This is a genomic window from Plantactinospora sonchi, from assembly GCF_036422035.1.
In the GTDB taxonomy this organism is placed as follows: Bacteria; Actinomycetota; Actinomycetes; order Mycobacteriales; family Micromonosporaceae; genus Plantactinospora; species Plantactinospora sonchi.
On the sequence record NZ_JAZGQK010000003.1, the window covers coordinates 198632 to 221730 of the forward strand.

The 23099-nt window shown below is 70.2% G+C and carries 21 protein-coding genes and 1 pseudogene; 19 read left to right on the forward strand and 3 right to left on the reverse strand.

What is annotated here, in order from left to right:
• The first annotated feature begins 112 nt into the window (after positions 1-112).
• The 4 genes from V1633_RS04295 to V1633_RS04310 all read left to right on the forward strand — a co-directional run bounded on the left by V1633_RS04295 (position 113) and on the right by V1633_RS04310 (position 3576).
• Positions 113-1267 carry a N5-glutamine methyltransferase family protein gene (locus V1633_RS04295; protein WP_331212832.1) on the forward strand — a complete coding sequence of 385 codons (1155 nt, stop codon included), beginning with the start codon at positions 113-115 and terminating at the stop codon, positions 1265-1267.
• Complete coding sequence (locus V1633_RS04300; protein ID WP_331213133.1) at positions 1267-1917, forward strand: L-threonylcarbamoyladenylate synthase; 651 nt, start codon at positions 1267-1269, stop codon at positions 1915-1917. The genes V1633_RS04295 and V1633_RS04300 overlap by 1 nt, the downstream gene beginning before the upstream one ends.
• Positions 1917-2546, forward strand: a complete 630-nt coding sequence (locus V1633_RS04305; protein WP_331213134.1) for an arsenate reductase/protein-tyrosine-phosphatase family protein — start codon at positions 1917-1919, stop codon at positions 2544-2546. Before V1633_RS04300 ends, V1633_RS04305 begins: the two co-directional genes overlap by 1 nt.
• A gap of 193 nt (positions 2547-2739) precedes the next feature.
• Positions 2740-3576, forward strand: coding sequence for an undecaprenyl-diphosphate phosphatase (locus V1633_RS04310; RefSeq protein WP_331212833.1), 837 nt, complete (start codon positions 2740-2742; stop codon positions 3574-3576).
• Between the two features lie 67 nt (positions 3577-3643).
• Here the strand turns inward: V1633_RS04310 and V1633_RS04315 are convergent, their stop codons facing one another.
• Both V1633_RS04315 and V1633_RS04320 read right to left on the reverse strand, forming a co-directional pair.
• Positions 3644-4018, reverse strand: a complete 375-nt coding sequence (locus V1633_RS04315; RefSeq protein WP_331212834.1) for a hypothetical protein — start codon at positions 4016-4018, stop codon at positions 3644-3646.
• Between the two features lie 16 nt (positions 4019-4034).
• Positions 4035-4370, reverse strand: a complete 336-nt coding sequence (locus V1633_RS04320) for a hypothetical protein (protein WP_331212835.1) — start codon at positions 4368-4370, stop codon at positions 4035-4037.
• A gap of 309 nt (positions 4371-4679) precedes the next feature.
• On the opposite strand from V1633_RS04320, the gene V1633_RS04325 reads away from it, so the two are divergent.
• Both V1633_RS04325 and V1633_RS04330 read left to right on the forward strand, forming a co-directional pair.
• Positions 4680-5465, forward strand: coding sequence for a helix-turn-helix domain-containing protein (locus V1633_RS04325; protein ID WP_331212836.1), 786 nt, complete (start codon positions 4680-4682; stop codon positions 5463-5465).
• A complete protein-coding gene (locus tag V1633_RS04330) occupies positions 5465-5644 on the forward strand; it encodes a DUF397 domain-containing protein (RefSeq protein ID WP_331213135.1) in 180 nt (59 codons plus the stop codon). The genes V1633_RS04325 and V1633_RS04330 overlap by 1 nt, the downstream gene beginning before the upstream one ends.
• A gap of 207 nt (positions 5645-5851) precedes the next feature.
• Here the strand turns inward: V1633_RS04330 and V1633_RS04335 are convergent, their stop codons facing one another.
• Positions 5852-6328 (reverse strand): hypothetical protein, encoded by a 477-nt coding sequence (locus tag V1633_RS04335; protein WP_331212837.1) that lies wholly within the window; start codon positions 6326-6328, stop codon positions 5852-5854.
• A 110-nt stretch (positions 6329-6438) separates the two neighbouring features.
• Here V1633_RS04335 and V1633_RS04340 point away from each other — a divergent pair, with 110 nt between their 5' ends.
• The 13 genes and pseudogenes from V1633_RS04340 to atpD all read left to right on the forward strand — a co-directional run bounded on the left by V1633_RS04340 (position 6439) and on the right by atpD (position 23030).
• Complete coding sequence (locus V1633_RS04340; RefSeq protein WP_331212838.1) at positions 6439-7611, forward strand: serine hydrolase domain-containing protein; 1173 nt, start codon at positions 6439-6441, stop codon at positions 7609-7611.
• A gap of 283 nt (positions 7612-7894) precedes the next feature.
• A complete protein-coding gene (locus V1633_RS04345) occupies positions 7895-11035 on the forward strand; it encodes a DUF7933 domain-containing protein (protein ID WP_331212839.1) in 3141 nt (1046 codons plus the stop codon).
• A 356-nt stretch (positions 11036-11391) separates the two neighbouring features.
• On the forward strand, positions 11392-13803 hold the full coding sequence (locus tag V1633_RS04350; RefSeq protein WP_331212840.1) for a transglycosylase domain-containing protein: 2412 nt from the start codon (positions 11392-11394) through the stop codon (positions 13801-13803).
• A 209-nt stretch (positions 13804-14012) separates the two neighbouring features.
• Positions 14013-15289, forward strand: a pseudogene (locus V1633_RS04355) (serine hydroxymethyltransferase).
• A 199-nt stretch (positions 15290-15488) separates the two neighbouring features.
• A complete protein-coding gene (locus tag V1633_RS04360; protein WP_331213136.1) occupies positions 15489-15878 on the forward strand; it encodes a hypothetical protein in 390 nt (129 codons plus the stop codon).
• 272 nt (positions 15879-16150) lie between these two features.
• Positions 16151-16384: an AtpZ/AtpI family protein gene (locus tag V1633_RS04365; RefSeq protein WP_331212841.1), complete on the forward strand. Its 234-nt coding sequence runs from the start codon at positions 16151-16153 to the stop codon at positions 16382-16384.
• 12 nt (positions 16385-16396) lie between these two features.
• Positions 16397-17200 carry a F0F1 ATP synthase subunit A gene (gene atpB / locus V1633_RS04370; RefSeq protein WP_331212842.1) on the forward strand — a complete coding sequence of 268 codons (804 nt, stop codon included), beginning with the start codon at positions 16397-16399 and terminating at the stop codon, positions 17198-17200.
• 65 nt (positions 17201-17265) lie between these two features.
• Positions 17266-17505 (forward strand): ATP synthase subunit c family protein, encoded by a 240-nt coding sequence (locus V1633_RS04375; RefSeq protein WP_331212843.1) that lies wholly within the window; start codon positions 17266-17268, stop codon positions 17503-17505.
• 27 nt (positions 17506-17532) lie between these two features.
• Positions 17533-18099, forward strand: coding sequence for a F0F1 ATP synthase subunit B (locus tag V1633_RS04380; protein ID WP_331212844.1), 567 nt, complete (start codon positions 17533-17535; stop codon positions 18097-18099).
• Positions 18099-18920 carry a F0F1 ATP synthase subunit delta gene (locus tag V1633_RS04385; protein WP_331212845.1) on the forward strand — a complete coding sequence of 274 codons (822 nt, stop codon included), beginning with the start codon at positions 18099-18101 and terminating at the stop codon, positions 18918-18920. The genes V1633_RS04380 and V1633_RS04385 overlap by 1 nt, the downstream gene beginning before the upstream one ends.
• A gap of 82 nt (positions 18921-19002) precedes the next feature.
• Entirely contained in the window at positions 19003-20652 is a 1650-nt protein-coding gene (gene atpA, locus V1633_RS04390) for a F0F1 ATP synthase subunit alpha (protein ID WP_331212846.1), read from the forward strand.
• Positions 20653-20661: 9 nt separating this feature from the next.
• Positions 20662-21600, forward strand: coding sequence for a F0F1 ATP synthase subunit gamma (locus tag V1633_RS04395; protein ID WP_331212847.1), 939 nt, complete (start codon positions 20662-20664; stop codon positions 21598-21600).
• The gene (atpD, locus tag V1633_RS04400; protein ID WP_331212848.1) at positions 21600-23030 is read left to right on the forward strand and encodes a F0F1 ATP synthase subunit beta; all 1431 of its coding nucleotides are present in this window, start codon (positions 21600-21602) and stop codon (positions 23028-23030) included. The genes V1633_RS04395 and atpD overlap by 1 nt, the downstream gene beginning before the upstream one ends.
• Positions 23031-23099 lie beyond the last annotated feature (69 nt).

The following is a 23099-nucleotide window of genomic DNA, read 5'->3' on the forward strand; positions in this document are numbered from 1 at the left end:
GCGTCGGGACGGGGCGGCACCACGGTCGCCCGAAAGCGGGAACGCGGTTGTTCCTGTCGCGGAAACACACCCGGGACGAGATGATCCCCGGCCGACGTTTCATGATTATGTCGTGACCCACATTTCCCGGCATCATCAGGAACGGACGGATGGGACCCGGCCGTCCGTCGCGGTCGCCGAGGCGGCGTCCGCGCTGGCCGAGGCCGGGGTCGAGCCGGCCCGCGTCGAGGCCGAGCTGCTGGTCGGGTACGTCGTCGGCGTGTCGCGGGCCGCGCTGGTGCTCGCCGATCCGCTGTCGCCGGAGCAGTTGGACCGGTTGCGTGAGCTGGTGGCCCGGCGGCTGCGTCGGGAGCCGTTGCAGTACCTGCTCGGCACCGCGGCGTTCCGTTATCTGGAGTTGGCGGTCGGGCCGGGGGTTTTTGTGCCCCGTCCGGAGACGGAGCTGCTCGCCGGTTGGGGGGTCGAGCAGGCCCGGGCGGTCTCGCCGCCCGAGCCGGGGGGCGCGGACGAGCCCGGGGTTCCGGGCGGTCCGGTGGGCGCGGGCGAGCTTGGGGTTCCGGGCGGTCCGGTGGGCGCGGGCGAGCTTGGGGGGCGGGGGGGGCCCCCCCCCCCCCGGGGGGGGGGGGGGGGGCCCCACCCCGGGCGGGCGCCCCCCCCCCCCCCCCCGACGTCCGGTCCCGTGGTGGTCGACCTGTGCAGCGGGTCCGGGGCGATCGCGCTCGCGATCGCCGGGGAGGTCCCCGGGGCGCGGGTGGTCGCGGTGGAGCGGTCCGCCGCCGCCCTGGCCTGGTTGAATCGCAACGCCGACGACCGGGCCCGGGCCGGTGACCCGCCGATCGAGGTGGTCGAGGGGGATGTCGCCGATCCGGCACTGCTGCCCGAGCTGACCGGCCGGGTGGACGTGCTGCTCTGCAATCCGCCGTATGTGCCGGACGGGACCGTGGTGGGGCCGGAGGTCGCCGGGCACGACCCGGCGGAGGCGGTCTTCGGCGGCCCGGACGGACTGGTGGTGATCCGGCAGGTGGTGGCGACCGCCGCCCGGCTGCTGAGGGTCGGCGGCGTGCTGGGTATCGAACACGACGACACCCACGGCGAGGCGGTTCCGGCCCTGTTGCGTACGGATGGGCGGTTCATCGACGTTCTCGATCATGCCGACCTGGTGGGTCGCCCCCGGTACGTCACCGCCCGGCGGAACGAAGCCGGGCTGGGATCGGACCGCACCCGTGGCACGGTGGGCGGCACGGCGTGGCAGACTGGCTCCTCGTGATGCTCTACGACTGCCGGTCGGTGGCAGACCGGGACCGAGGCATCGCCGCGGCGATCGAGGCGGTCAAGAACGGCGAGCTGGTCGTGTTGCCGACCGACACGGTCTACGGGATCGGTGCGGACGCGTTCACTCCGTACGCGGTCAAGGCACTGCTGAACGCCAAGGGACGGGACCGGCACCACCCGCCGCCGGTGCTGGTCGGTTCCCGGCGCACCCTGGACGGGCTGGTCTTCATGCTGCCCGCCGCCGCCCGGGAACTGGCCGACGCGTTCTGGCCGGGGGCGCTGACCATCGTGGTCGAGCACTCGCCGAGCCTCCAGTGGGACATCGGCGAGACCAACGGCACGGTCGCGGTGCGGATGCCGCTGCACCCGGTCGCCCTGGAGGTGCTGCGCGAGACGGGTCCGATGGCGGTCTCGTCGGCGAACAAGACCGGGCAGCCGCCAGCGGTGACCGCCGAGGAGGCGCGGGAGCAGCTCGGCTACTCGGTGCGCGCTTACCTGGAGGCCGGGCCGTGCCCGGATCCGGTGCCGAGCACCATCGTCGACCTGACCGGCGAGGTGCCCCGGGTGCTCCGGCAGGGTGCGATCCCGCTGGAGAAGCTCCGTGACGTGGTACCGGACATCGAAGGTATCGAGGACGCGCGGTGATGCCGCCGTTCACCGTCCTGCACGTCTGCATGGGCAACATCTGCCGTTCGCCGATGGCGGAGCGGCTGCTCGCGCTCGCCGTACGGGAACGCCTGGCCCGGCGGGTCGGTGCCGGGGCTGCCCCGGTCGACGCCACGCTGGCGGACCAGCTCGTGCACAGCCACAGTGCCGGCACGGGTGGCTGGCACGCGGGCGAGGAGATGAACCCGCCGGCTGCCCGGCAGGTGCGGGCCCGGGGCGGCGACACCGAGGACTTCGGTGCCCGCAAGCTCCGCTCCGAGCACATCGACGCCGCCGATCTGGTGCTCACCGCCACCGCCGACCAGCAGGAGTACGTGGTGGCGCTGCGCCCGGACGCGGCCGGCCGGACGTTTGTGCTGGGGGAGTTCGGTCGGCTGCTGGCCGGCGTGGACGCGGGCGCGCTGCCGCCGGCCGGGGACACCCCGGACGAGGTGTACGCCCGAGGGGTGGCCCTGGTCGAGGCGGTGCACGCCGCCCGTAGCCACGCGTCGCCGCTGCCGGCGGACGATCTCGACGACCCGTGGGGTCGGGGGGAGCAGTGCTTCAGCCGGGTGGCGGACGAGATCGAGGAGACCGTCCAGCCGCTGGCGGCCGTACTCCTGCCCTGAGCCGCCGGATCCGTGGGCGGGCCCTCGCTGGACGCCGCGTTGCTGCTGTGTGCGGTGCATTGCGCCCGGGTCGTCGTGCCCATCGTGCCCAGCTCTCGGCGGTGTCGGTACGGCTCGGCAATCCGGTGCGGCGGAGCATGATCACTGCCACTATGCTCAGGCCCGCCCAGAACGGGATCAAAGGCGGTCAGGCTTGAACATCTTCGAAGCGGTGCTGCTCGGCGCGGTGGAGGGTTTCACCGAGTTCCTGCCTGTGTCGAGCACAGGCCACCTCACCATCCTGGAGAAGCTGCTCGGGTACGAACTGGACGATCCTGACATCACCGCATTCACGGTGATCATTCAGTCGGGTGCGGTGCTGGCTACGATCCTGTTCCTGCGTAAGGACATCGCGCGGATCGTGCCGGCCTGGTTCCGAGGGCTGTTCTCGGCGGCGGCGAGGACTGATCCGGGCTACCGGTTCGGTTGGGCGGTGATCCTGGGGTCGCTGCCGATCGTGATCGTGGCGCTGCTGTTCAAGGACACGATCGAGACGACGTTGCGGAGCCTGTGGGTCGTGGCCGGGGCGCTGATCGTGTGGAGTGGGGCGATGGCGTTCGCCGATCACGCGGCTACGCAGGCGCGGCACGAGAATGACGTGACCTGGAAGGACTCGCTGATCATCGGGACGGTGCAGTGCCTGGCGCTGATTCCGGGGGTGTCGCGCTCGGGGGCGACGATGTCGGCGGGCCTGCTGCGTGACCTGGACCGGGTGACGGTGACAAAGTTGTCGTTCTTCCTGTCCATCCCGGCGCTGCTGGGCGCGTCGCTGCTACAGGGTGTGGAGGAGGCGGGCAATATCGCCGACGGCGTGGGCTGGACGAACACGCTGGTGGCGACGGCGGTCAGCTTCGTGGTGGCGTACTTTTCGGTGTCCTGGCTGCTGCGGTTCATCGCCCGGCACTCGTACAGCATCTTCATCGTTTACCGGGTGGCGCTGGGCCTGCTACTGATTGTGCTGCTGGCGACGGGTGTGATCGAGGCCCAGTGATCGGGTGCGGTGAGCCCGCCGTGCGGGGGCGGGCGCCGGTGCCTGTGATGGCCTCGTCCTCGCAATGTCATGGCTCTGTGCTTCCGGTCGGGCCGGCCGCCTCTGTCCCAGGTGGGGGACGGGTCGGGTAGCCGGCGGCGAAGCGACGGGCGAGGGCACCGACGACGAGGCGGCGTTCCGGTACCCAGCCGAGAAACCGGGCGTGCAGGGCGGCCGGGTCGGGTCCAGGATTCGGGTGCAGTTTGTAGAGGTCCTCGGTCGCCTCGTAGAGGCAGATGCCGAGGTAGACGAAGAGGGCCAGCGGGTCGAGTCGGAACTGTGCCGGCAGTTGCGTCCTGGCAGTCCGGCAGGGCCAGTCGTCGTGGCAGTCGCGGCACGTCCAACTGGGCCGTTGGGGGACGTGCTCGCGGTCGGGGTCGTCGAGTCGCCTCAGTGCTCGCATCACCACCACGCCCATCTCAGTGTGTGTTGGCGGCGGCGGCGCGGGGGCTGCCGGCGGCGGCGCGGGCGCTGGTGGCGGTGGCGGTGGTGCGGGACTGCTGGGCCGGGGTGAGTCGGCCGGCCCGGCCGACCCGATGGCCGAACCCGGTCGGGCCATCCCAGGCCGGTCGCTGGTTGCGCCCAGAGATCCCGGCCGGCCTGTTCCACACCGTTCGCTGGTTGCGCGATCTTGTCGGGGTCGGATCGGGGTTGAACGGCATCGGTACGACGGGTGTCGCGTCCGGACAGGTCCAGCGGAATCCGCACCAGCAGTAGCGCCAGAGTCGTCGCCAGTCTCTCCGGTGTCTTTTCACAATGCCGCCGCCTTTCCGGGTTTCCGAATGTGTGGGAGGCGGGGACCGCCACGCTCGATACCGGCGTCATCGGGCTGATGCCGGTACGGGCCTTGCCGGTGGGCGGCCCCCGCCGACGGAATGCGGCCCACGGGGAGCGCGGAGGGGAACGCGATCACCCCGACGCGTTGGGCTTTTCGATTCCGTCGATATCCACTCTGGACCGGCTCCCGCCATCGGCGGAAGATGATTGGTGCGTACGGGAAAGCCGCAGGCGCGCCGACCGAAATGACCATCAGGGCCGAAGTGATTTGGGGGACGTGAAATCCTATGTCTGCGAGTCAATATCTGGTAAAGGAGCTTCGCTGGACGCGGGAAGTTCTCGGGCTGACCCAGGAGGCGTGGGGCGAGCGGATCCACTTCTCGGCCAAGCATGTCGGCGCGGTCGAGCGCGGCGAGCGGGCGGCGTTGCCGGACTATCTGGCATCTGTTGATCGGGCGTTCGGGACCGCGTTGATGGAGTTCTACCGGATGTTCGTGACGGAGGAACTCGTCCCGGTCTGGTACCGGCCGTTTGTCGAGCACGAGGGCCGGGCGAGCCTGCTCCGGGTCTACCATCCGCTGCTGGTGCCGGGCATCCTGCAGACCGAGGCGTACGCCCGGGCCGTTCTCCAGGGTTACCGGTTCCAGCCGGACACCGTGGACGCCATGCTGGCGACCCGGCTCGGCCGGCAGGAGATCCTGCGTCGCCGGCCCGATCCCTGCCGGTTGGTCGCCGTGCTGGACGAGGGCGTGCTGCACCGCCGGGTCGGCGACGCCGAGGTGATGCGCGACCAACTGAAGGCCCTGGTCGCGGCGTGTGAGCAGCCGCACGTGCGGGTCCAGGTGGTGCCGTTCGACGCTGGCGCCTACGTCGGGCTGAACGGTCCGCTGGTGCTCGCGTCCGTGGAGGGCCGGTCCGTCGGCTTCCTGGAGGGATATCTGGAGGGTCGACTGGTGGAGAGCCCGGAGGCGACGACCGAATTGGAAGGCGCCTGGGAGGCGATCCGGGACTACGCTCTGCCCGGTAACCAGAGCCTGGAACTGATCATGAGGACGGCGGAGAAATGGACCTGATCACCACCCCGAACTGGCACAAGTCGACGCGCAGCGACAGTGGGTCCTGCGTCGAGGTGGCGGACAACCTGCCCGGCGTGGTGCTGGTCCGGGACACCAAGGACCGGGACGGCGGGACGCTGGCCTTCGGTCCGGCCGTCTGGCGGGCGTTCGTCAACCTGGCGAAGTCGCACCGCTGACCCTCCGTCCGAATTGTTCGGAGGGCAGCCCGGAGCGCCGAGGTGACCGCCACCTGCGGATGGCGCTGCGCTCGACGGCGCTGCCCTCGACGACGGTGCGCTCGACGGCGGTGGTTCGCGACGGCCCGCCGGCGAGCGGCACCCGCGACGCACCCCAGACCAGGAAGACGCGAGCTGTCGGCGTGACCCAGGGCGTCGCCGGGTGCCTCAGGCGGGTGGCTTGGCCGGTGCGACGTTGCGGAACCGCTCGTGCGCCGACTGCCGGCTGATGCCGAGCGCCTTGCCGATCTCAGCCCAGGAGAGCCCGGCCTCCCGCGCCGCCAGCACGGCCCGTTCGGTCAGCGGCCGCTGCCAGCGTTCCACCTCGGCGAGGATGCCGAGCGCCTGCAACGGCCAGGTGGTGGCCAGCTCCGCGACGTTGTCCCGAAGACTGTCGGCGCGGTTCAACAGCCAGCCGGGCGGAGTGGCGGCCAGGATCGGCTTGACGTGTCCACTCCACTCGTGGGTGGCCATCCAGCGCCCCTCCTCGGCGGCCGGGTAGTCACCGGTGCCGACCCAACCGCAACTGCACCGGGCCCGGTAGCCGACGGTGCCGGCCGGTGCTGCGGCGGCGGTACTCAACGTCCCGTCCGGCAACCGGAACGCGATGAGGTCCGCGTGCCCCGCAACCAACTCCTCCGCCATCCCGCAAGCATATTGTTGTCAGGGTTCCCTGACTTACGATGTCAGGGTAGCCTGACGTACCTGTTCGGGCTGGTTGTCGTCCGGGCCCGACTCTGCGGGAGGAGAAGCGCATGTCCGTGGTCAGTGGCACCGTCGCGGCGGGTTACGAGCCGGTTCGGGAGGCGTTCCTGGCGAACTTCGAAACGCGGTCCGAGATCGGTGCGGCCCTCAGCGTCTACCGGCACGGCCGGGAGGTGGTGCGGCTCTGGGGCGGGGTCGCCGACCCCGCCACCGGTCGCGCCTGGCGGGAAGACACCCTTCAGGTGGTCTACTCGACCACCAAGAGCGTCCCCGCCGCCTGCGCGCACCTGCTGGTCCAGCGCGGGCAACTCGACCTGGACGCACCCGTCGCCGAGTACTGGCCGGAGTTCGCGGCGGCCGGCAAGGGCGACATCCCGGTCCGCTGGCTCCTGTCCCACCAGGCAGGGCTGCCGGTACTCGACCGTCCGGTGCCGCTGGAGCAGGCGTTGACCTGGGAGCCGGTCGTCGCCGCGCTGGCCGCCCAGGCACCCGTCTGGCAACCGGGTACCGCGCACGGCTACCACGGAATCACCTATGGTTGGCTGGTCGGTGAGGTGGTCCGTCGGGTCTCCGGCCGCAGCCTCGGCACGTACTTCGCCGACGAGATAGCCAAGCCGCTCGGCCTGGACTTCTGGATCGGCCTACCCGCCAGCGAGGCACACCGGGTGGCCCGGACCGTGGAGCAGCCGACCGCCCCACCCGCTGTCGAGGCGCTGCCGGAGGTGGTGCGGGAAGCGCTCGCCACGTACACCGATCCGACGTCGCTGATGGTCCGGTCGGTGAACGTGACCGACCCGCCGCTCGACCTCACCGATCCACGTACCTGGGCGGCGGAGATCCCGGCGGGCAACGGCATCTGCACCGCCTCGTCACTGGCCCGCTTCTACGCCGGGCTGATCGGGGAGGTCGACGGCGTCCGGATCCTCGACGCGGCCACCCTCGCCGCCGCCACCCGCGAGCAGGCCAGCGGAATCGACCGGGTGCTGATGATGCCGACCCGGCCCGCGCTCGGGTTCGGCCTGCCGCTGCCGGACCAGCCGTGGTGTTCGCCCACCGCCTTCGGCTTCCCCGGCTACGGCGGCTCGCTCGGCTACGCCGACACGGCCAGCGGCATCGCCTTCGGGTACGTGATGAACGGACTCCGCGTCACGTTGGACCCGGACCCCCGCACGGCCGCCCTGATCGAGGCGGTCCGCGCAGTCGTGTCCCGCCAACCGGTCTGACCGCTCTCGACGGCACCCCTCGTCGGACCCGGTGTGGACAGAGACCCGCCGGGTCCGTCCGCCTCCGCTCGTACGGTCGGACCCCCACCTGGGTGCACTGCCGGCGCAGCCGACGGCGAACAGCGGACATTGTCCCATTGAGAGTGACTTATTGCAATTGGCATCGTTACGCCCTATTAGGAGACGATCCGGCCCGGTGCGGGATCTTGACTGGTGGGGGAAGTCCGTGACGGTGAACCGTGTGGCTCGCACGCGTCGTGCACGCCGTTGGTCTACTGCGTCGATGGCAGGGGTGATCGGCGCTACGACGATCCTCGTTGGGCTCGTCGGGATGCCGGCGGCGTGGGCTCAGCCTCCGGTGCCGTTGGGGGTCGCCGAGACGTACGGGGTGCTGGCGGGCCAGGCGGTCACGGACGTTCCGCCTCCGGTCGGTCCTTCGACCATCAACGGGGACCTGGGTGTCTGGCCGGGAACCTCGTTGACCGGTGCTCCCGTGGTGAACGGTGAGATTCACGTTGGCGATACCGAGGCGATGCAGGCCCAGGCCGCGCTGACGACGGCGTACAACTTCGCGGCGGCCCAGCCGGCGACCGCGACGGTGAGCGCGGATCTTGGTGGTCAGACGTTGGTCGCGGGGGTGTACCGGTCGCCGGCGACGATGTCCCTGACCGGGACGCTGACCCTGGACGGGCAGAACGATCCCAACTCGGTGTTCATATTCCAGGCGGGATCCGATCTGATCACCGCGACGGACAGTCGGGTTGTCCTGACCCGTGGTGCGCAGGCGTGCAATGTGTTCTGGCAGGTGACCAGCTCGGCGACGTTGAACACCAGGACGGTGTTTGTCGGCACGATCCTGGCGTTGCAGTCGGCGACGCTGGGCGAGGGGGCGACCGTGGCGGGGCGGGTGTTGGCCCGCAACGGCGCCGTCACGCTGATCCACAACACGATCACCCGGCCGTTCTGTGCTCCGTCCATCGCACCGCCGACCATCTCCAAGGCATTCGGGGACGCCATCATCCCGGCCGGTGGGTCGACGTCGTTGAGCTTCACGCTGACCAACCCGAACACGGGTACGGGGTTGACCGGGGTCAACTTCACCGACGCGCTTCCGGCGGGTCTGGTGGTCGCCAGTCCCGCCGGTCTGACCGGTTCGTGTGGTGGTGGCACGATCACCGCGACCGCCGGTGGCACCAACATCAGCCTGGCCGGGGCGACGTTGCCGGCTGGTGGGAGTTGCACCTTCTCGGTCAACGTCACCGGCACCACCGGTGGTACGAAGGTGAACACGAGCAGCCCGGTCGACTCGAACGAGAGCGGCCCGGGTGCTGCCGCCTCGGCGAGCGTCACCGTCGCCGCCCCGGTCGTCGCACCGCCGACGATCGCCAAGGCGTTCGAGGACGCCACCATCCCGGTCGGCGGGACGACCACGCTGGACTTCACGCTGACCAACCCGAACACGGGTACGGCGTTGACCGGGGTCAACTTCAGTGACGCCCTGCCTGCCGGGTTGGTGGTGGCCACACCCAACGGCCTGACGGGTTCGTGTGGTGGTGGCACGATCACCGCGACGGCCGGCAGCGGCACCATCAGCCTGGCCGGGGCGACGTTGCCGGCTGGTGGGAGTTGTACCTTCTCGGTCGACGTCACCGCCACGACCAGTGGTACGAAGGTCAATTCGAGCGGTCCGGTCGACTCGAACGAGAGTGGTCCGGGTGCCGCCGCCTCGGCGAGTGTCGCGGTCGGTGCCGAAGTGGTCGCGCCGCCGACGATCGCCAAGGCGTTCGAGGACGCCACCATTCCGGTCGGCGGGACGACGACGCTGGACTTCACGCTGACCAACCCGAACACGGGTACGGCGTTGACCGGGGTCAACTTCAGTGACGCCCTGCCGGCGGGGTTGGTGGTGGCCACGCCGAACGGCCTGACCGGTTCGTGTGGTGGTGGCACGATCACCGCGACGGCCGGCAGCGGCACCATCAGCCTGGCCGGGGCGACGTTGCCGGCTGGTGGGAGCTGCACCTTCTCGGTCGACGTCACCGCCACGACCAGTGGTACGAAGGTCAATTCGAGCGGTCCGGTCGACTCGAACGAGAGCGGCCCGGGTGCCGCCGCCTCGGCGAGTGTCGCCGTCGCCGCGCCGGTCGTCGCCCCGCCGACGATCACCAAGGCGTTCGAGGACCCGACCGTCCCGTCCGACGGGACGACGGCGCTGACCTTCACCCTCAGCAACCCGAACACGGGTACGGCGTTGACCGGGGTCAACTTCAGCGACACCCTGCCTGCCGGGTTGGTGGTGGCCACACCCAACGGTCTGACCGGTTCGTGTGGTGGTGGCACGATCACCGCGACGGCCGGCAGCGGCACCATCAGCCTGGCCGGGGCGACGTTGCCGGCTGGTGGGAGTTGCACCTTCTCGGTCGACGTCACCGGCACCACCAGCGGTACGAAGGTCAATTCGAGCGGTCCGGTCGACTCGAACGAGAGTGGTCCCGGTGCCGCCGCCTTCGCGAGCATCACGGTCAGGGCTGTCATCGCACCCACGATCACCAAGGCGTTCGCGGACACGACCGTCCCGTCCGACGGGACGACGGCGCTGACCTTCACCCTCAGCAACCCCAACACCGTCACGGCGCTGACCGGGGTCAACTTCAGTGACGCCCTGCCGGCGGGGTTGGTGGTGGCCACGCCGAACGGCCTGACCGGTTCGTGTGGTGGTGGCACGATCACCGCGACGGCCGGCAGCGGCACCATCAGCCTGACCGGGGCGACGTTGCCGGCCGACGGAAGTTGCACCTTCTCGGTCAACGTCACCGGCACCACCAGCGGTACGAAGGTCAATTCGAGCGGCCCGGTCGACTCGAACGAGAGCGGCCCGGGCACCCCCGCCCTGGCGAGCGTCACGGTGCAGGCCGCCGCGGCGCCGGAGTTCGCCAAAGCTTTCGGAAGCGCTGCCATCCGCCGCAACGGGACGACCTCACTGGTCTTCACGCTGACCAACCCCAACGCGGCTACGGCCCTGACCGGTGTCAGCTTCGTCGACAACCTTCCTTCCGGACTGGTGGTCGCCACGCCCAACGCCGCGCAGACCAACTGCGCCTCAGGCACCGTCGTCGCGGATCCCGGTAGCAGCAGCATCAGCCTGTTCACCGCGACCCTGCCGGCAGGCGGGAGTTGCACAGTGTCGGTCAACGTCACCGGCACCACCACCGGAACCAAGGTCAACACGACCCTTGCCGTCACGTCGGTCGAGAGCGGCCCCGGCGCCCCCGCCACGGCCACCATCACGGTCGGCCCCGTCCTGCCCGTCACCGGCAGCCGAATCTCCAGCTATGTCACCATCGCCCTGGTCATGATCGGCCTCGGCCTGGCGCTCCTCGTGCTCAGTCACCGGCTGGTCCGACGTCGGCGCTACGTCGCCTGAACCCGGGCTTTCCTGGGACAGTCGTGATCCGACAACGCGTGACACGGTTCCCGGCGTTCGAAGTTCCCGCGCTGGCTCGCGGATGTGGTGACAGCCCGGCAGGCGGGGCAACGGCGCCCCGCCTGCCGGGCAGGGCCGAAGGCGGGCCGGGCTCGCCGTTGCGGAGGGAACCGGGGGCGGTTGCCCTGCCCGGTCTGGGGTCGGACGGCGCCGCTGGGGTGAGTCACCCCGAACCGTGAATTCGCCCCGGATTGACACGAAACGGGTGCGACGCCGGAAATCGGCCGGCAGGCTGGCGGGGGACCGGCCCACCTGGCCGCGTCGTACGCCTGCCTGTTTCCGCCCGAGGAGCGCCCATGCTGCGGCTGCGGCTCAACCAGCTCTGGACCCTGACCCTGGCCGGGGTGCTCGCCGGTACGATCCTGGCCGCCGCGCTGCTGCCCGTCTACGCGGTGGCAGCGGTGGGGCTGAAGTCCGTCGGCGCCCGCTACGAGGACCTGCCGCAGGACCTGCGGGTGCCGCCGACCGCCCAGCGGTCCTACCTCTACGCCAACGACGGCCGGACGCTGATCACCTCGTTCTACGACGAGAACCGGACGAACGTCCCGCTCGACCAGGTCGCCCCGGTGATGCGGCAGGCCATCGTGGCGGCCGAGGACGCCCGGTTCCACGAGCACGGCGGGGTCGACCTGCGCGGGGTGATCCGGGCCCTGGTCGCCAACCGGGCCGGCGGCGAGGTACGCCAGGGCGCCTCGACGCTGACCATGCAGTACGTCCGCAACGTGCTCAAGAGCGACCCGAACCTCACCCCGGAGCAGCGGGCCGAGGCGGTCGCCACGAACGCCGGACGCAAGATCCAGGAGATGCGGTACGCGCTGGCCCTGGAACGGCGGCTGAGCAAGGACGAGATCCTGAGCCGCTACCTGAACATCGCCTACTTCGGCGCCGGGGCGTACGGGATCGCGGCGGCCAGCCAACGCTACTTCTCCAAACCGGCCAGCCGGCTGACCCTGCCCGAGGCGGCGCTGCTCGCCGGGCTGGTCCGGTCACCGGAGACGGACACCCCGATCGGCGGCGACACCGACGCCGCCCTGACCCGGCGCGGGTACGTGCTGGCACAACTGGCGGAGACGGGCGTGATCACCGCCGACACCGCGACCCGTACCCAGGCCGCCCCGCTCGGACTGCGGCCCGGGGCGGAGCCGAACGACTGCGCCGGAATCCCCGACGACCACTCCGACTGGGGTTTCTTCTGCGACTACTTCCGGCAGTGGTGGAACGCCAATCCGGCGTTCGGCACCACCGTCGAGGAACGACGGCAGAACCTGCGCCGGGGCGGCTACAAGATCACCGCTTCCCTCGACCTGACGGTGCAGGCCGCCGCCATGACCCAGACCCTGCAGGTGTACGACCGCGACAACCGGCGTGCCATGCCGATGGCGGTGGTACAGCCCGGTACCGGCAGGATCCTGGCCTTCGCGGTCAACCGGAACTACCGGCTCGACCCGAACCCGCCGGGCCAGGGCAACTATCCGAACACGGTGAACCAGTTGATCGCCGGTGGCGGCGACATCGTCGGCTACCAGGCGGGCTCCACCTTCAAGATCTTCACCCTGCTCGCCGCCCTGGAGGCGGGGATCCCGCTGCGGGCCGGCTACGTCGCCCCGGGCCGGCTGGTCACCGACTACCCGGTCGACGGGCCGAGCAGCTGCGGCGGGTACTGGTGCCCGGCCAACGCCAACCCCGCCTGGATGAACGGCTACCACACCATGTGGACCGCCTTCGGACGCTCGGTGAACACCTACTTCGTGGCCCTGGCCGGACGGATCGGCGTCGACCGGGCGGTACGGATGGCGGAGCGGCTGGGCATCGTCTTCCGGGCCGAAAGTGACGCCCGGCTGGCGACGTACGGGACGGACAAGTGGGGGGCGTTCACCCTCGGGGTCTCCGCCACCACCCCGCTGGACCTGGCCAACGCGTACGCGACGCTGGCCGCCGAGGGGACGTACTGCAAACCGCTGCCGGTGGCCGCGATCCTCGACCCGACCGGCCGGCCACTGCCGGTGTCCAAGCCCAGCTGCGGAAAGATGCTCAGCCCGGAGATCGCCCGGGCGGCCACCGACGCGGCCCGCTGCCCGGTCGGCAACCCCTCCGCGTACGGCCAGTGCAACGGCGGCAGCGCGCCGGAGGTGACCCGGATCCTCGGCGACCAGCCGGTGGCCGGCAAGACCGGCAGTGCCGAGGGGTACGCGACCGAGACGTTCGTCGCCTTCACCCCACAGCTCGCCGCGGCCGCGATCGCCGCCAACCCGGACGACCCGGGTGACGCCGTCGGGCAGGCGGTGCAGCGGCAGGTGATCGCCGCCGTGGCGCACACCATGGCCTTCGCCCTGCGGGACCAGCCCCGGCGACCCTTCACCGCGCCCGGACGGGAGATCGCCCTCGGGACCAGCGCGGACGACCTGGCTCCGCCGCCCGGTGCCGGCCCGGCCGTGCCTCCCGGTGCCGTGCCACCCGTGCCGGTTCCCCCGCCGAATCCGACGGTGCCGCCGCCGGCGGGCGGTGCACCCGTGCCTCCGGTACCGGTGCCGACCGCGCCCCGCCCGACCGTGACCGTGCCGCGTCCGGTGGTCCCGCGCCCGACCGTCGTCGTGCCGCGTCCCGTCGCACCACGCCCGACCGCCGTCGTGCCGCGTCCCCTCGCACCAGCGCCGACCGCCGTCGTGCCCCCTCCCGCGCCCCCGCCCAGCGCCGTCGCCCGCCCCTGACGCCACGCGCACACGCCGGCCCGCCACACACGCCGGCCCGTCAGCCCGCCACACACCCCGGCCCGCCACACACCCCGACCCGCCGCACACCCCGGCACGCCGGCTGGCTGTGGTGTTAGGAAGGGCCCCTTCCTCTACAGAAAGCGATAACAAGGGGCCCTTCCTTACACTCGGGGGATGGGTGGCCGTGGGTGTTGTGGGGTGGTGGGGTGACCCTGTTCTGGGGGCCGGATTTCGACGAACTGACCAGGACCGACCCGGAGATCGCCGGAGTGGTCGTGGGTGAGCTGGACCGGCAGCGTGCCGGGCTGCAGTTGATCGCGAGCGAGAACCTCACCTCGCCGGCGGTGCTGGCCGCCCTCGGCTCGACCCTGACCAACAAGTACGCCGAGGGCTACCCGGGCCGGCGGTACTACGGCGGGTGTGCCGAGGTGGACCGGGCCGAGCAGATCGGCATCGACCGGGCGAAGGCGTTGTTCGGGGCCGAGCACGCGAACCTGCAGCCGCACTCCGGGGCGAGCGCCAACCTGGCCGCGTACGCCGCGCTGGTCCAGCCCGGTGACACGGTGCTGGCGATGGAGCTGCCGCACGGTGGACACCTCACCCACGGCAGTCGGGTCAACTTCTCCGGCAGGTGGTTCAGCACGGTCGGTTACCGGGTACGCCGGGACACCGAGGTGATCGACTACGACGAGGTCCGGGATCTCGCCCTGGCCCACCGGCCCAAGATGATCATCTGTGGCGCGACGGCGTACCCCGCCTGATCGACTTCGCCCGGTTCCGGGAGATCGCCGACGAGGTCGAGGCGTACCTGATGGTCGACGCGGCCCACTTCGTCGGGCTGGTCGCCGGTCAGGCGATCCCGTCCCCGGTGCCGTACGCCGACGTGGTCTGCGCCACCACACACAAGGTGCTGCGCGGTCCACGCGGCGGAATGATCCTGTGCCGCGCGTCGCTGGCCGACCGGATCGACAAGGCGGTCTTCCCGTTCACCCAGGGCGGTCCGCTGATGCACGCCGTCGCGGCCAAGGCGGTGGCGCTGCGCGAGGCGGCGTCCCCGGAGTTCCAGGCGTACGCTGCCCAGGTGGTTCAGAACGCGAAAGTGCTGGCCGCCGCCCTCGCCGAGGTGGGGATGCGGCCGGTCTCCGGCGGCACCGACACCCACCTGGCCCTGATCGACCTGCGGACGCTCGGCGTGACCGGCCGGGACGCCGAGGCCCGCTGCGACGCCGCCGGCATCACGTTGAACAAGAACGCGATCCCGTACGACCCGGAGAAGCCGATGGTCGCCTCCGGGATCCGGGTCGGCACGCCCAGCGTCACCACCCAGGGCATGAAGGAGCCGGAGATGCGGCGGATCGCCGAACTGATCTCCCGGGCGGTACTGACCGACCCGGCCGGACCCGGGGGCAGCGACACCCTGACCCGGGTCGCCACCGAGGTCACCGAACTGGTGACGGCGTTTCCGGCGTACCCCCGTGGCTGAGTCGACGGGGCGGGCCGGCGGAGCGGAGGGCGGTGTGGCGACCGATGCCGACACGCCCAACGGCGGCGTGGCGACCGATGCCGACACGCCCAACGGCGGCGTGGCGACCGATGTCGACACGCCGAACGGCGGCGACGCGCCGGAGAACCCGGCCGGGGCGCCGGCGGCCGGCACCGGCTGGGGGGAGCGGCACTGGCGGCTGGCACACCTGCCGACGGTGCTCGCCGCGTCACTGGCGCTGCTGGTCCTCGCCGCCGTGGTCGGTGCGGTGTTCGCCGGCGGGGTCGGCGCGCTCGGGGCGGCCACCGGCGTCGGTGTGGTCACGTTCAGTTATCTCATCTCCACCCTGGTGATCGCCTGGGCGGACTCGGTGCACCCCAATCTGGTGCTCCCCTTCGGCCTGGGCATGTACGTGGCGAAATTCAGCCTGCTCGGGGTGGTGATGGCCACGGTGGCCGGCAGTGGCTGGGCCGGCCTGCGGCCGTTCTGCGCCGGTGTCGTGGTCGGTGTGATCGCCTGGACCGGGGCGAACATCTGGTGGGTCACCCGGGTCCACCAGGCCCGGCTCCGGCGCGCGACCGGCGGCTGAGTCCACGTTCGCCGCGCGCCGCCGTCGGGTCGTCCCGGGCGCGTCCGGGACGCCGTCGGGTCGTCCCGGGCCACCGAGGCGTCGTCCGGGCCGGGTTTTTGTCCGGTAGGTGGGACGGCACAGCAAACTGTCAGTGATCGGTCATTCCTGAGTGGGCCGAACCGGAGTAGCGTGCCGGGGAGACGACGCGCCCACCCATCTGCCCACACAACCGAGGTTGTGCGGGGGGTGAGGCTCAGCCTCGTATCCCCGGCTGATATCGTTCGGCCGTCATGACCGGTGACCAAACCCCCCAGCCCGCAGGCGGCTCAGGCCCTCCGCCCGAGTCCGGCGCTGGCTACACCGCGCTCGGATACCTCATCGGTGGTCTGGCGGTGTGGGGTTTCATCGGTTGGTTGGTCGACCAGTGGCTCGACACCGGTGGTCTGGCCACCGGGATCGGGTTCCTGCTCGGCGGGGCCGGGGGCGTCTACCTGGTCATCCGCCGACTTGGCACCCCTAGCTAGGGAAGGGACGCGGTGATCGGACAGTCGATCGTCCTCGCGGCAGAGGGCGACATTCCGTTTCCACCCAGCGTGGAGGACTTCTTCCTGCCGGCCATCGTGCCGTGGGGGGCGCACAACTCGTACTGGTTCACCAAGTTCACCGCGCTGATCTGGCTGTCCGTCGGCATCCTGATCATCTTCTTCCTGCTGAGCTACCGGAAGCCGCAGCTGGTGCCGACGAAGAAGCAGTGGATCGCCGAGTCGATCTACGGCTTCGTCCGGAACAACATCGCGGTGGACATGATCGGCCACCGGGGCGTCGCGTTCGCGCCGTACTTCACCACGCTGTTCGTGTTCATCCTCATGAACAACATCTGGCAGATCATTCCGGGTGTGCAGATCTCGCCGAACACGCACATCGCCTTCCCGGCGATTCTGGCGATCATCAGCTACGTGCTGTTCATCTGGGTCGGCATCCGGCACCACGGCTTCGTGAAGTTCTTCAAGCACTCGCTGATGCCGCCGGCGCCGTGGTTCATGCAGCCGCTGCTGATCCCGATCGAAATCATCTCGACCTTCATCGCCCGGCCGGTCTCGCTGGCGCTGCGGTTGTTCGCCAACCTGTTCGCCGGACACATCATCCTGCTGGTCTTCACTCTCGGCGGCTTCGTGCTCCTGAACGCCGACTCGTTCTTCCTGAAGCCGATCTCGGTGCTGTCCTGGGCGGTGTCGATCGCGATCACCTTCCTGGAGGCGCTGGTCATCGTCCTGCAGGCGTACATCTTCACCGTGCTGAGCGCAAGCTACGTGCAGGGCGCGCTCGCCGACGAACACTGAGTCCACACGCACACCGTTGTCGTCCCGCGTGAACCGTCACGCGTGATCTCAGGAGGAACCAACCAATGTTGTCGTCGACCCTCGCCGCCGTCGAAATCACCGGCAGCCTCAGCTCCATCGGCTACGGCCTCGCGGCCATCGGCCCGGGTATCGGTGTCGGCCTGGTCTTCAGCGCCTACATCCAGTCGACCGCCCGCCAGCCGGAGTCGTCCCGGATCACCCTGCCGTACGTCTGGATCGGCTTCGCCGTCATCGAGCTGCTGGCGCTGCTGGGCATCGCCTTCGGTTACGCCTTCGGCAACTAGCCGTATCCCTCGAAAGGGAGGTTCCGGATGTTGAGTCTTGCCGCGGAAGGCGGGCACAACCCGATCGTGCCGCTCTGGCAGGAGATCGTGGTCGGCACGGTGGCGTTCGCGCTGCTCTGCTTCGTGCTCATGAAGTACGTCTTCCCGCGTATGGAACAGACGTTCCAGGCCCGGGTCGACGCGATCGAGGGTGGCATCAAGCGGGCCGAGGCCGCGCAGGCCGAGGCCAACCAGCTGCTGGAGCAGTACCGCGCCCAGCTCGCCGAGGCGCGGACCGACGCGGCGAAGATCCGGGACGACGCCCGGGCCGACGCCGAAGGCATCCGTTCGGACGTGCTGGCGAAGGCCCGCGAGGAGTCCGACCGGATCATTCAGGCCGGCAAGGACCAGCTCGCCGCCGAGCGGGCCACCATCGTGCGCGAGCTGCGTACCGAGGTCGGCACGATCGCGGTGGACCTGGCCAGCCGGATCGTCGGTGAGTCGCTGGTCGACGAGGCCCGCCGCAAGGGCACCGTCGAGCGGTTCCTGGCCGACCTGGAGGGCGTCGGAGCCGGCAACGGATCGGCCAACGGCTCCGCCGTGAGGACGAGCTGATGCAGGCCGCCAGCCGGGAGTCGTACGCCGCCGCACGGCAGCGTCTCGACGCGTACGCCGGGGACGCCGCGGCGGACCGGATCGCCACCACCGGTGACGAGATCGGTCTGGTCGCCGGCCTGCTGCGGCGGGAGCCGCGGCTGCGCCGGGCTCTCTCCGACCCGGCCCGGGCCGGCGAGGACCGGGTCGGCCTGCTGGGCAACCTGGTCGGCGACAAGATCGGCGCCGACTCCCGGGAGCTGCTCGGCGCACTGGTCGCCGGTCGCTGGTCGGCCCCGTCGGAGCTGCTGGAGGGGACCGAGCGGCTCGGTGTGGAGGCGCTGCTGGCCAGCGCGGACCGCGCCGGGGAGCTGGGCGAGGTGGAGGACGAGCTGTTCCGCTTCGGTCAGCTGGTCACCGCCAACCCGGAGCTGAGCAACGTGCTCTCCGACCCGATCGCGCCGGTGGCGCAGCGGGCCGAGCTGACCAGGTCGCTGCTGGCCGACAAGGCCGCGCCGGTCACGGTCAAGCTGGTCGAGGTGGCGCTCGCCGGCTTCGGTGGGCGCTCCTTCACCGGGGCACTGACCCGGCTCGTCGAGCTGGCCGCGGACCGGCGGGACCGTCAGGTGGCGTACGTCACCGTCGCGGCCCCGCTCTCCGACGACGAGGAACGCCGACTGGGCGTCAAGCTCACCGAGCTATACGGTCGAGAGGTCTCCGTCAAGCAGACGGTGGACCCGGCTGTGCTCGGCGGCCTGAGCGTCCGGATCGGTTCCGACCTCTACGACGGCACAATCCTGCGCCGCCTCACCGACACCCGAAACGCGCTCGCGAAGCGTTGAGTTCCCTCGACGTCCGCGCCGAGCGCTGACCAGACATTCCCGCCGTTCCGGTTAACCGGGCCCTGAATAGAGGAAGAAGAGGATGGCCGAGCTGACCATCTCGTCGGAGGAGATCCGCGGCGCGCTGGAGCGCTACGTCTCCTCCTATTCGCCCGACGTCTCCCGTGAGGAGGTCGGCACCGTCGCCGACGCCGGTGACGGCATCGCCCACGTCGAGGGCCTGCCCTCGACCATGACCAACGAGCTGCTGGAGTTCGAGGACGGCACCCTCGGTGTCGCCCTGAACCTCGACGTCCGGGACATCGGCGTCGTGGTCCTCGGCGACTACGGCGGTATCGAGGAGGGGCAGCGCGTCAAGCGCACCGGCCGGGTGCTCTCGGTGCCGGTCGGCGACGCGTTCCTCGGCCGGGTGGTCAACCCGCTCGGCCAGCCGATCGACGGCCTCGGCGACATCGTCAACGAGGGCTACCGCGAGCTGGAGCTGCAGGCGCCGAACGTGATGGCCCGGCAGAGCGTCAGCGAGGCGCTGCAGACCGGCCTCAAGGCCATCGACGCGATGACCGCGATCGGCCGGGGTCAGCGGCAGCTGATCATCGGTGACCGGCGGACCGGCAAGACCACGGTCGCCCTGGACACCATCCTCAACCAGCGGGACAACTGGCTCTCCGGCGACCCGGCGAAGCAGGTCCGCTGCATCTACGTGGCGATCGGGCAGAAGGGCTCGACCATCGCCTCGGTGAAGGGCCTGCTCGAGGAGCACGGCGCGATGGAGTACACCACCATCGTCGCCTCGCCCGCCTCCGACCCGGCCGGCTTCAAGTACATCGCCCCGTACGCCGGCTCGTCGATCGGCCAGCACTGGATGTACGGCGGCAAGCACGTCCTGATCGTCTTCGACGACCTGACCAAGCAGGCCGAGGCGTACCGCGCGGTGTCGCTGCTGCTGCGCCGCCCGCCGGGCCGTGAGGCGTACCCGGGTGACGTCTTCTACCTGCACTCCCGGCTGCTGGAGCGCTGCGCGAAGCTCTCCGACGAGATGGGCGGCGGCTCGATGACCGGTCTGCCGATCATCGAGACCAAGGGCAACGACATCTCGGCGTTCATCCCGACCAACGTCATCTCGATCACCGACGGCCAGATCTTCCTGGAGACGGACCTGTTCAACCAGGGTGTCCGGCCGGCGATCAACGTGGGTACCTCGGTCTCCCGGGTCGGTGGCGCCGCGCAGGTCAAGCCGATGAAGAAGGTGGCCGGCCGGCTCCGGCTGGACCTCGCCCAGTACCGCGAGCTGGAGGCGTTCGCCGCCCTCGCCTCGGACCTGGACAAGGCCTCGCAGGACCAGCTCAGCCGGGGCGCCCGGCTGGTCGAGCTGCTGAAGCAGACCAACTACTCGCCCTTCCCGGTCGAGGAGCAGGTCGTCTCGGTCTGGATCGGCACCGAGGGCAAGCTGGACGACATCGCGATCGGCGAGGTCCGGCGCTTCGAGTCCGAGTTCCTGGAGTTCCTCCGTCACCAGTACAAGCCGACGATGCAGTCGATCGCGGACAACAACTGGGACGACGACATCATCAACTCCCTGAACGAGGCCGTCGCGCGGTTCAAGCAGATGTTCCTCGGCAAGGAGGACCAGGTGCGGGTCAACGAGGCGGCCGCCGCGCCGCTGGAGGGCGAGCAGGACCGCGAGACGGTCACCCGGTACCGGGACAGCGAGCCCGCGTCGGACGAGAAGTAGGGCTGACCGGTGGCTGCCCAGGTTCGCGTTCTTCGTCAACGGATCCGCTCGGCGAAGTCGATGAAGAAGATCACCAAGGCGATGGAGCTCGTCGCGACGAGCCGGCTCGCCAAGGCCCAGTCCCGGGTCGAGGCGTCGCTGCCGTACGCCCAGGCCATCACCGGGGTGCTCACGGCGTTGGCTTCCAACGCGCGGATCGACCACCCGCTGCTCACCGCCCGGCCGAAGGTGCGCCGGGCGGGGGTGGTCGTGATCACCAGCGACCGCGGCCTGGCGGGTGGGTACACCTCCAACGCGATCAAGGCGGCCGAGTCGCTGATCGCGCGGCTGCGGGCCGACGGCAAGGAACCGGTGCTGTACGTGATCGGCCGCAAGGGGGTCGCTTACTACCGGTTCCGTCAGCGCAAGGTCGAGGCGAGCTGGACCGGCTTCTCCGAACAGCCTTCGTTCGAGGACGCCAAGCAGGTCGGTGACACGCTGGTCAAGGCGTTCGTCTCCGGTGCCGACGACATCGACGGCGGCGGCCCGGGCATCGACGGGGTGCTCGGCGTGGACGAGTTGCACATCGTCTACACCCAGTTCAAGTCGCTGATGGCGCAGACCCCGCAGACCCGGATCATCGGGCCGATGGAGGTCGAGACCCGGCCGCGCAGCGAGGCGAACACCCCGCTGCCGGCGTACGAGTTCGAGCCGGAGGCGGAGGCGCTGCTCGACGCGCTGCTGCCGAAGTACATCAACACGCGGATCTACGCGGCGTTGATCGAGTCGGCGGCGAGCGAGTCGGCCTCACGCCGTCGCGCGATGAAGAGCGCGACGGACAACGCCGAAGAGATGATCGAGAAGTACACGCGCGAGATGAACTCGGCCCGCCAGGCCGGCATCACCCAGGAGATCAGCGAGATCGTCGGCGGCGCCAACGCGCTGGCCGCGTCGGGAAGTGAAGTGTGATGACTGCTCCAGTTAAGACCGCGACGGGCCGGGTGGTCCGGGTCATCGGCCCGGTCATCGACGCCGAGTTCCCGCGCGATGCCATGCCCGAGATCTTCAACGCCCTCAACCTGGACGTGGAACTCTCCGGTGGGCGTCGGACGCTCACCCTGGAGGTCGCCCAGCACCTGGGTGACAACATGATCCGGGCCATCTCGATGCAGCCGACCGACGGTGTGGTCCGGGGCACCGAGGTACGCGACAGCGGCTCGCCGATCATGGTGCCGGTCGGTGACGCCGTCAAGGGCCACGTCTTCAACGCCATCGGCGAGGTGCTCAACCTCAAGGAGGGCGAGACGTTCGAGGCTGCCGACCGGTGGGGGATCCACCGCAAGGCGCCGGCCTTCGCCGACCTCGAGCCGAAGACCGAGATGCTGGAGACCGGCATCAAGGTCATCGACCTGCTCGCCCCGTACGTCAAGGGCGGCAAGATCGGCCTGTTCGGCGGTGCCGGCGTGGGCAAGACGGTGCTCATCCAGGAGATGATCACCCGGGTGGCGAACAACTTCGGTGGTACCTCGGTGTTCGCCGGCGTGGGTGAGCGGACCCGTGAGGGCAACGACCTGATCCACGAGATGACCGAGTCCGGCGTCATCGACAAGACCGCGCTGGTCTACGGCCAGATGGACGAGCCGCCGGGTACCCGGCTGCGGGTGGCGCTCTCCGCGCTGACCATGGCGGAGTACTTCCGTGACGTGAACAAGCAGGAAGTGCTGCTCTTCATCGACAACATCTTCCGGTTCACCCAGGCCGGTTCGGAGGTCTCCACCCTGCTCGGCCGGATGCCGAGCGCGGTGGGTTACCAGCCGACCCTGGCGGACGAGATGGGCGAGCTCCAGGAGCGGATCACCTCGGTCCGGGGCCAGGCGATCACCTCGATGCAGGCGATCTACGTGCCGGCGGACGACTACACCGACCCGGCGCCGGCCACCACCTTCGCCCACCTGGACGCCACCACCAACCTGGAGCGGTCGATCTCCGACAAGGGCATCTACCCGGCGGTGGACCCGCTGGCGTCCTCGTCGCGGATCCTCGCGCCGGAGTTCGTCGGCGCCGAGCACTTCGCGGTCGCCTCCGAGGTGAAGCGGATCCTGCAGCGCTACAAGGACCTGCAGGACATCATCGCCATCCTCGGTATCGAGGAGCTCTCGGAAGAGGACAAGCTCACCGTGGGCCGGGCCCGCCGGATCGAGCGGTTCCTCTCCCAGAACACGTACGCGGCCGAGGTCTTCACCGGCATCAAGGGCTCGTACGTGCCGGTCAAGGACACCGTCGAGGCGTTCAAGAAGATCGCCGAGGGTGAGTACGACCACTTCCCCGAGCAGGCCTTCTTCATGTGCGGTGGCCTGGACGACCTGGAGCGCAACGCCCGCGAGCTGATGAAGGACTAGTTCGAGGGCCAGATCACACGACAGGACCGCGTCGGCTTCGTCCGACGCGGTCCTTCGTCGTTCTGGCTG

Coding starts and splice junctions, on each gene's coding strand:
- V1633_RS04300 (WP_331213133.1), top strand. CDS start 1,267: ATGCTCTACGACTGCCGGTCGGTGGCAGACCGGGACCGAGGCATCGCC.
- V1633_RS04305 (WP_331213134.1), top strand. CDS start 1,917: ATGCCGCCGTTCACCGTCCTGCACGTCTGCATGGGCAACATCTGCCGT.
- V1633_RS04315 (WP_331212834.1), bottom strand. CDS start 4,018: ATGCGAGCACTGAGGCGACTCGACGACCCCGACCGCGAGCACGTCCCC.
- V1633_RS04325 (WP_331212836.1), top strand. CDS start 4,680: ATGTCTGCGAGTCAATATCTGGTAAAGGAGCTTCGCTGGACGCGGGAA.
- V1633_RS04335 (WP_331212837.1), bottom strand. CDS start 6,328: ATGGCGGAGGAGTTGGTTGCGGGGCACGCGGACCTCATCGCGTTCCGG.
- V1633_RS04340 (WP_331212838.1), top strand. CDS start 6,439: ATGTCCGTGGTCAGTGGCACCGTCGCGGCGGGTTACGAGCCGGTTCGG.
- V1633_RS04345 (WP_331212839.1), top strand. CDS start 7,895: ATGGCAGGGGTGATCGGCGCTACGACGATCCTCGTTGGGCTCGTCGGG.
- V1633_RS04350 (WP_331212840.1), top strand. CDS start 11,392: ATGCTGCGGCTGCGGCTCAACCAGCTCTGGACCCTGACCCTGGCCGGG.
- V1633_RS04365 (WP_331212841.1), top strand. CDS start 16,151: ATGACCGGTGACCAAACCCCCCAGCCCGCAGGCGGCTCAGGCCCTCCG.
- V1633_RS04375 (WP_331212843.1), top strand. CDS start 17,266: ATGTTGTCGTCGACCCTCGCCGCCGTCGAAATCACCGGCAGCCTCAGC.
- V1633_RS04380 (WP_331212844.1), top strand. CDS start 17,533: ATGTTGAGTCTTGCCGCGGAAGGCGGGCACAACCCGATCGTGCCGCTC.
- V1633_RS04385 (WP_331212845.1), top strand. CDS start 18,099: ATGCAGGCCGCCAGCCGGGAGTCGTACGCCGCCGCACGGCAGCGTCTC.
- atpA (WP_331212846.1), top strand. CDS start 19,003: ATGGCCGAGCTGACCATCTCGTCGGAGGAGATCCGCGGCGCGCTGGAG.
- atpD (WP_331212848.1), top strand. CDS start 21,600: ATGACTGCTCCAGTTAAGACCGCGACGGGCCGGGTGGTCCGGGTCATC.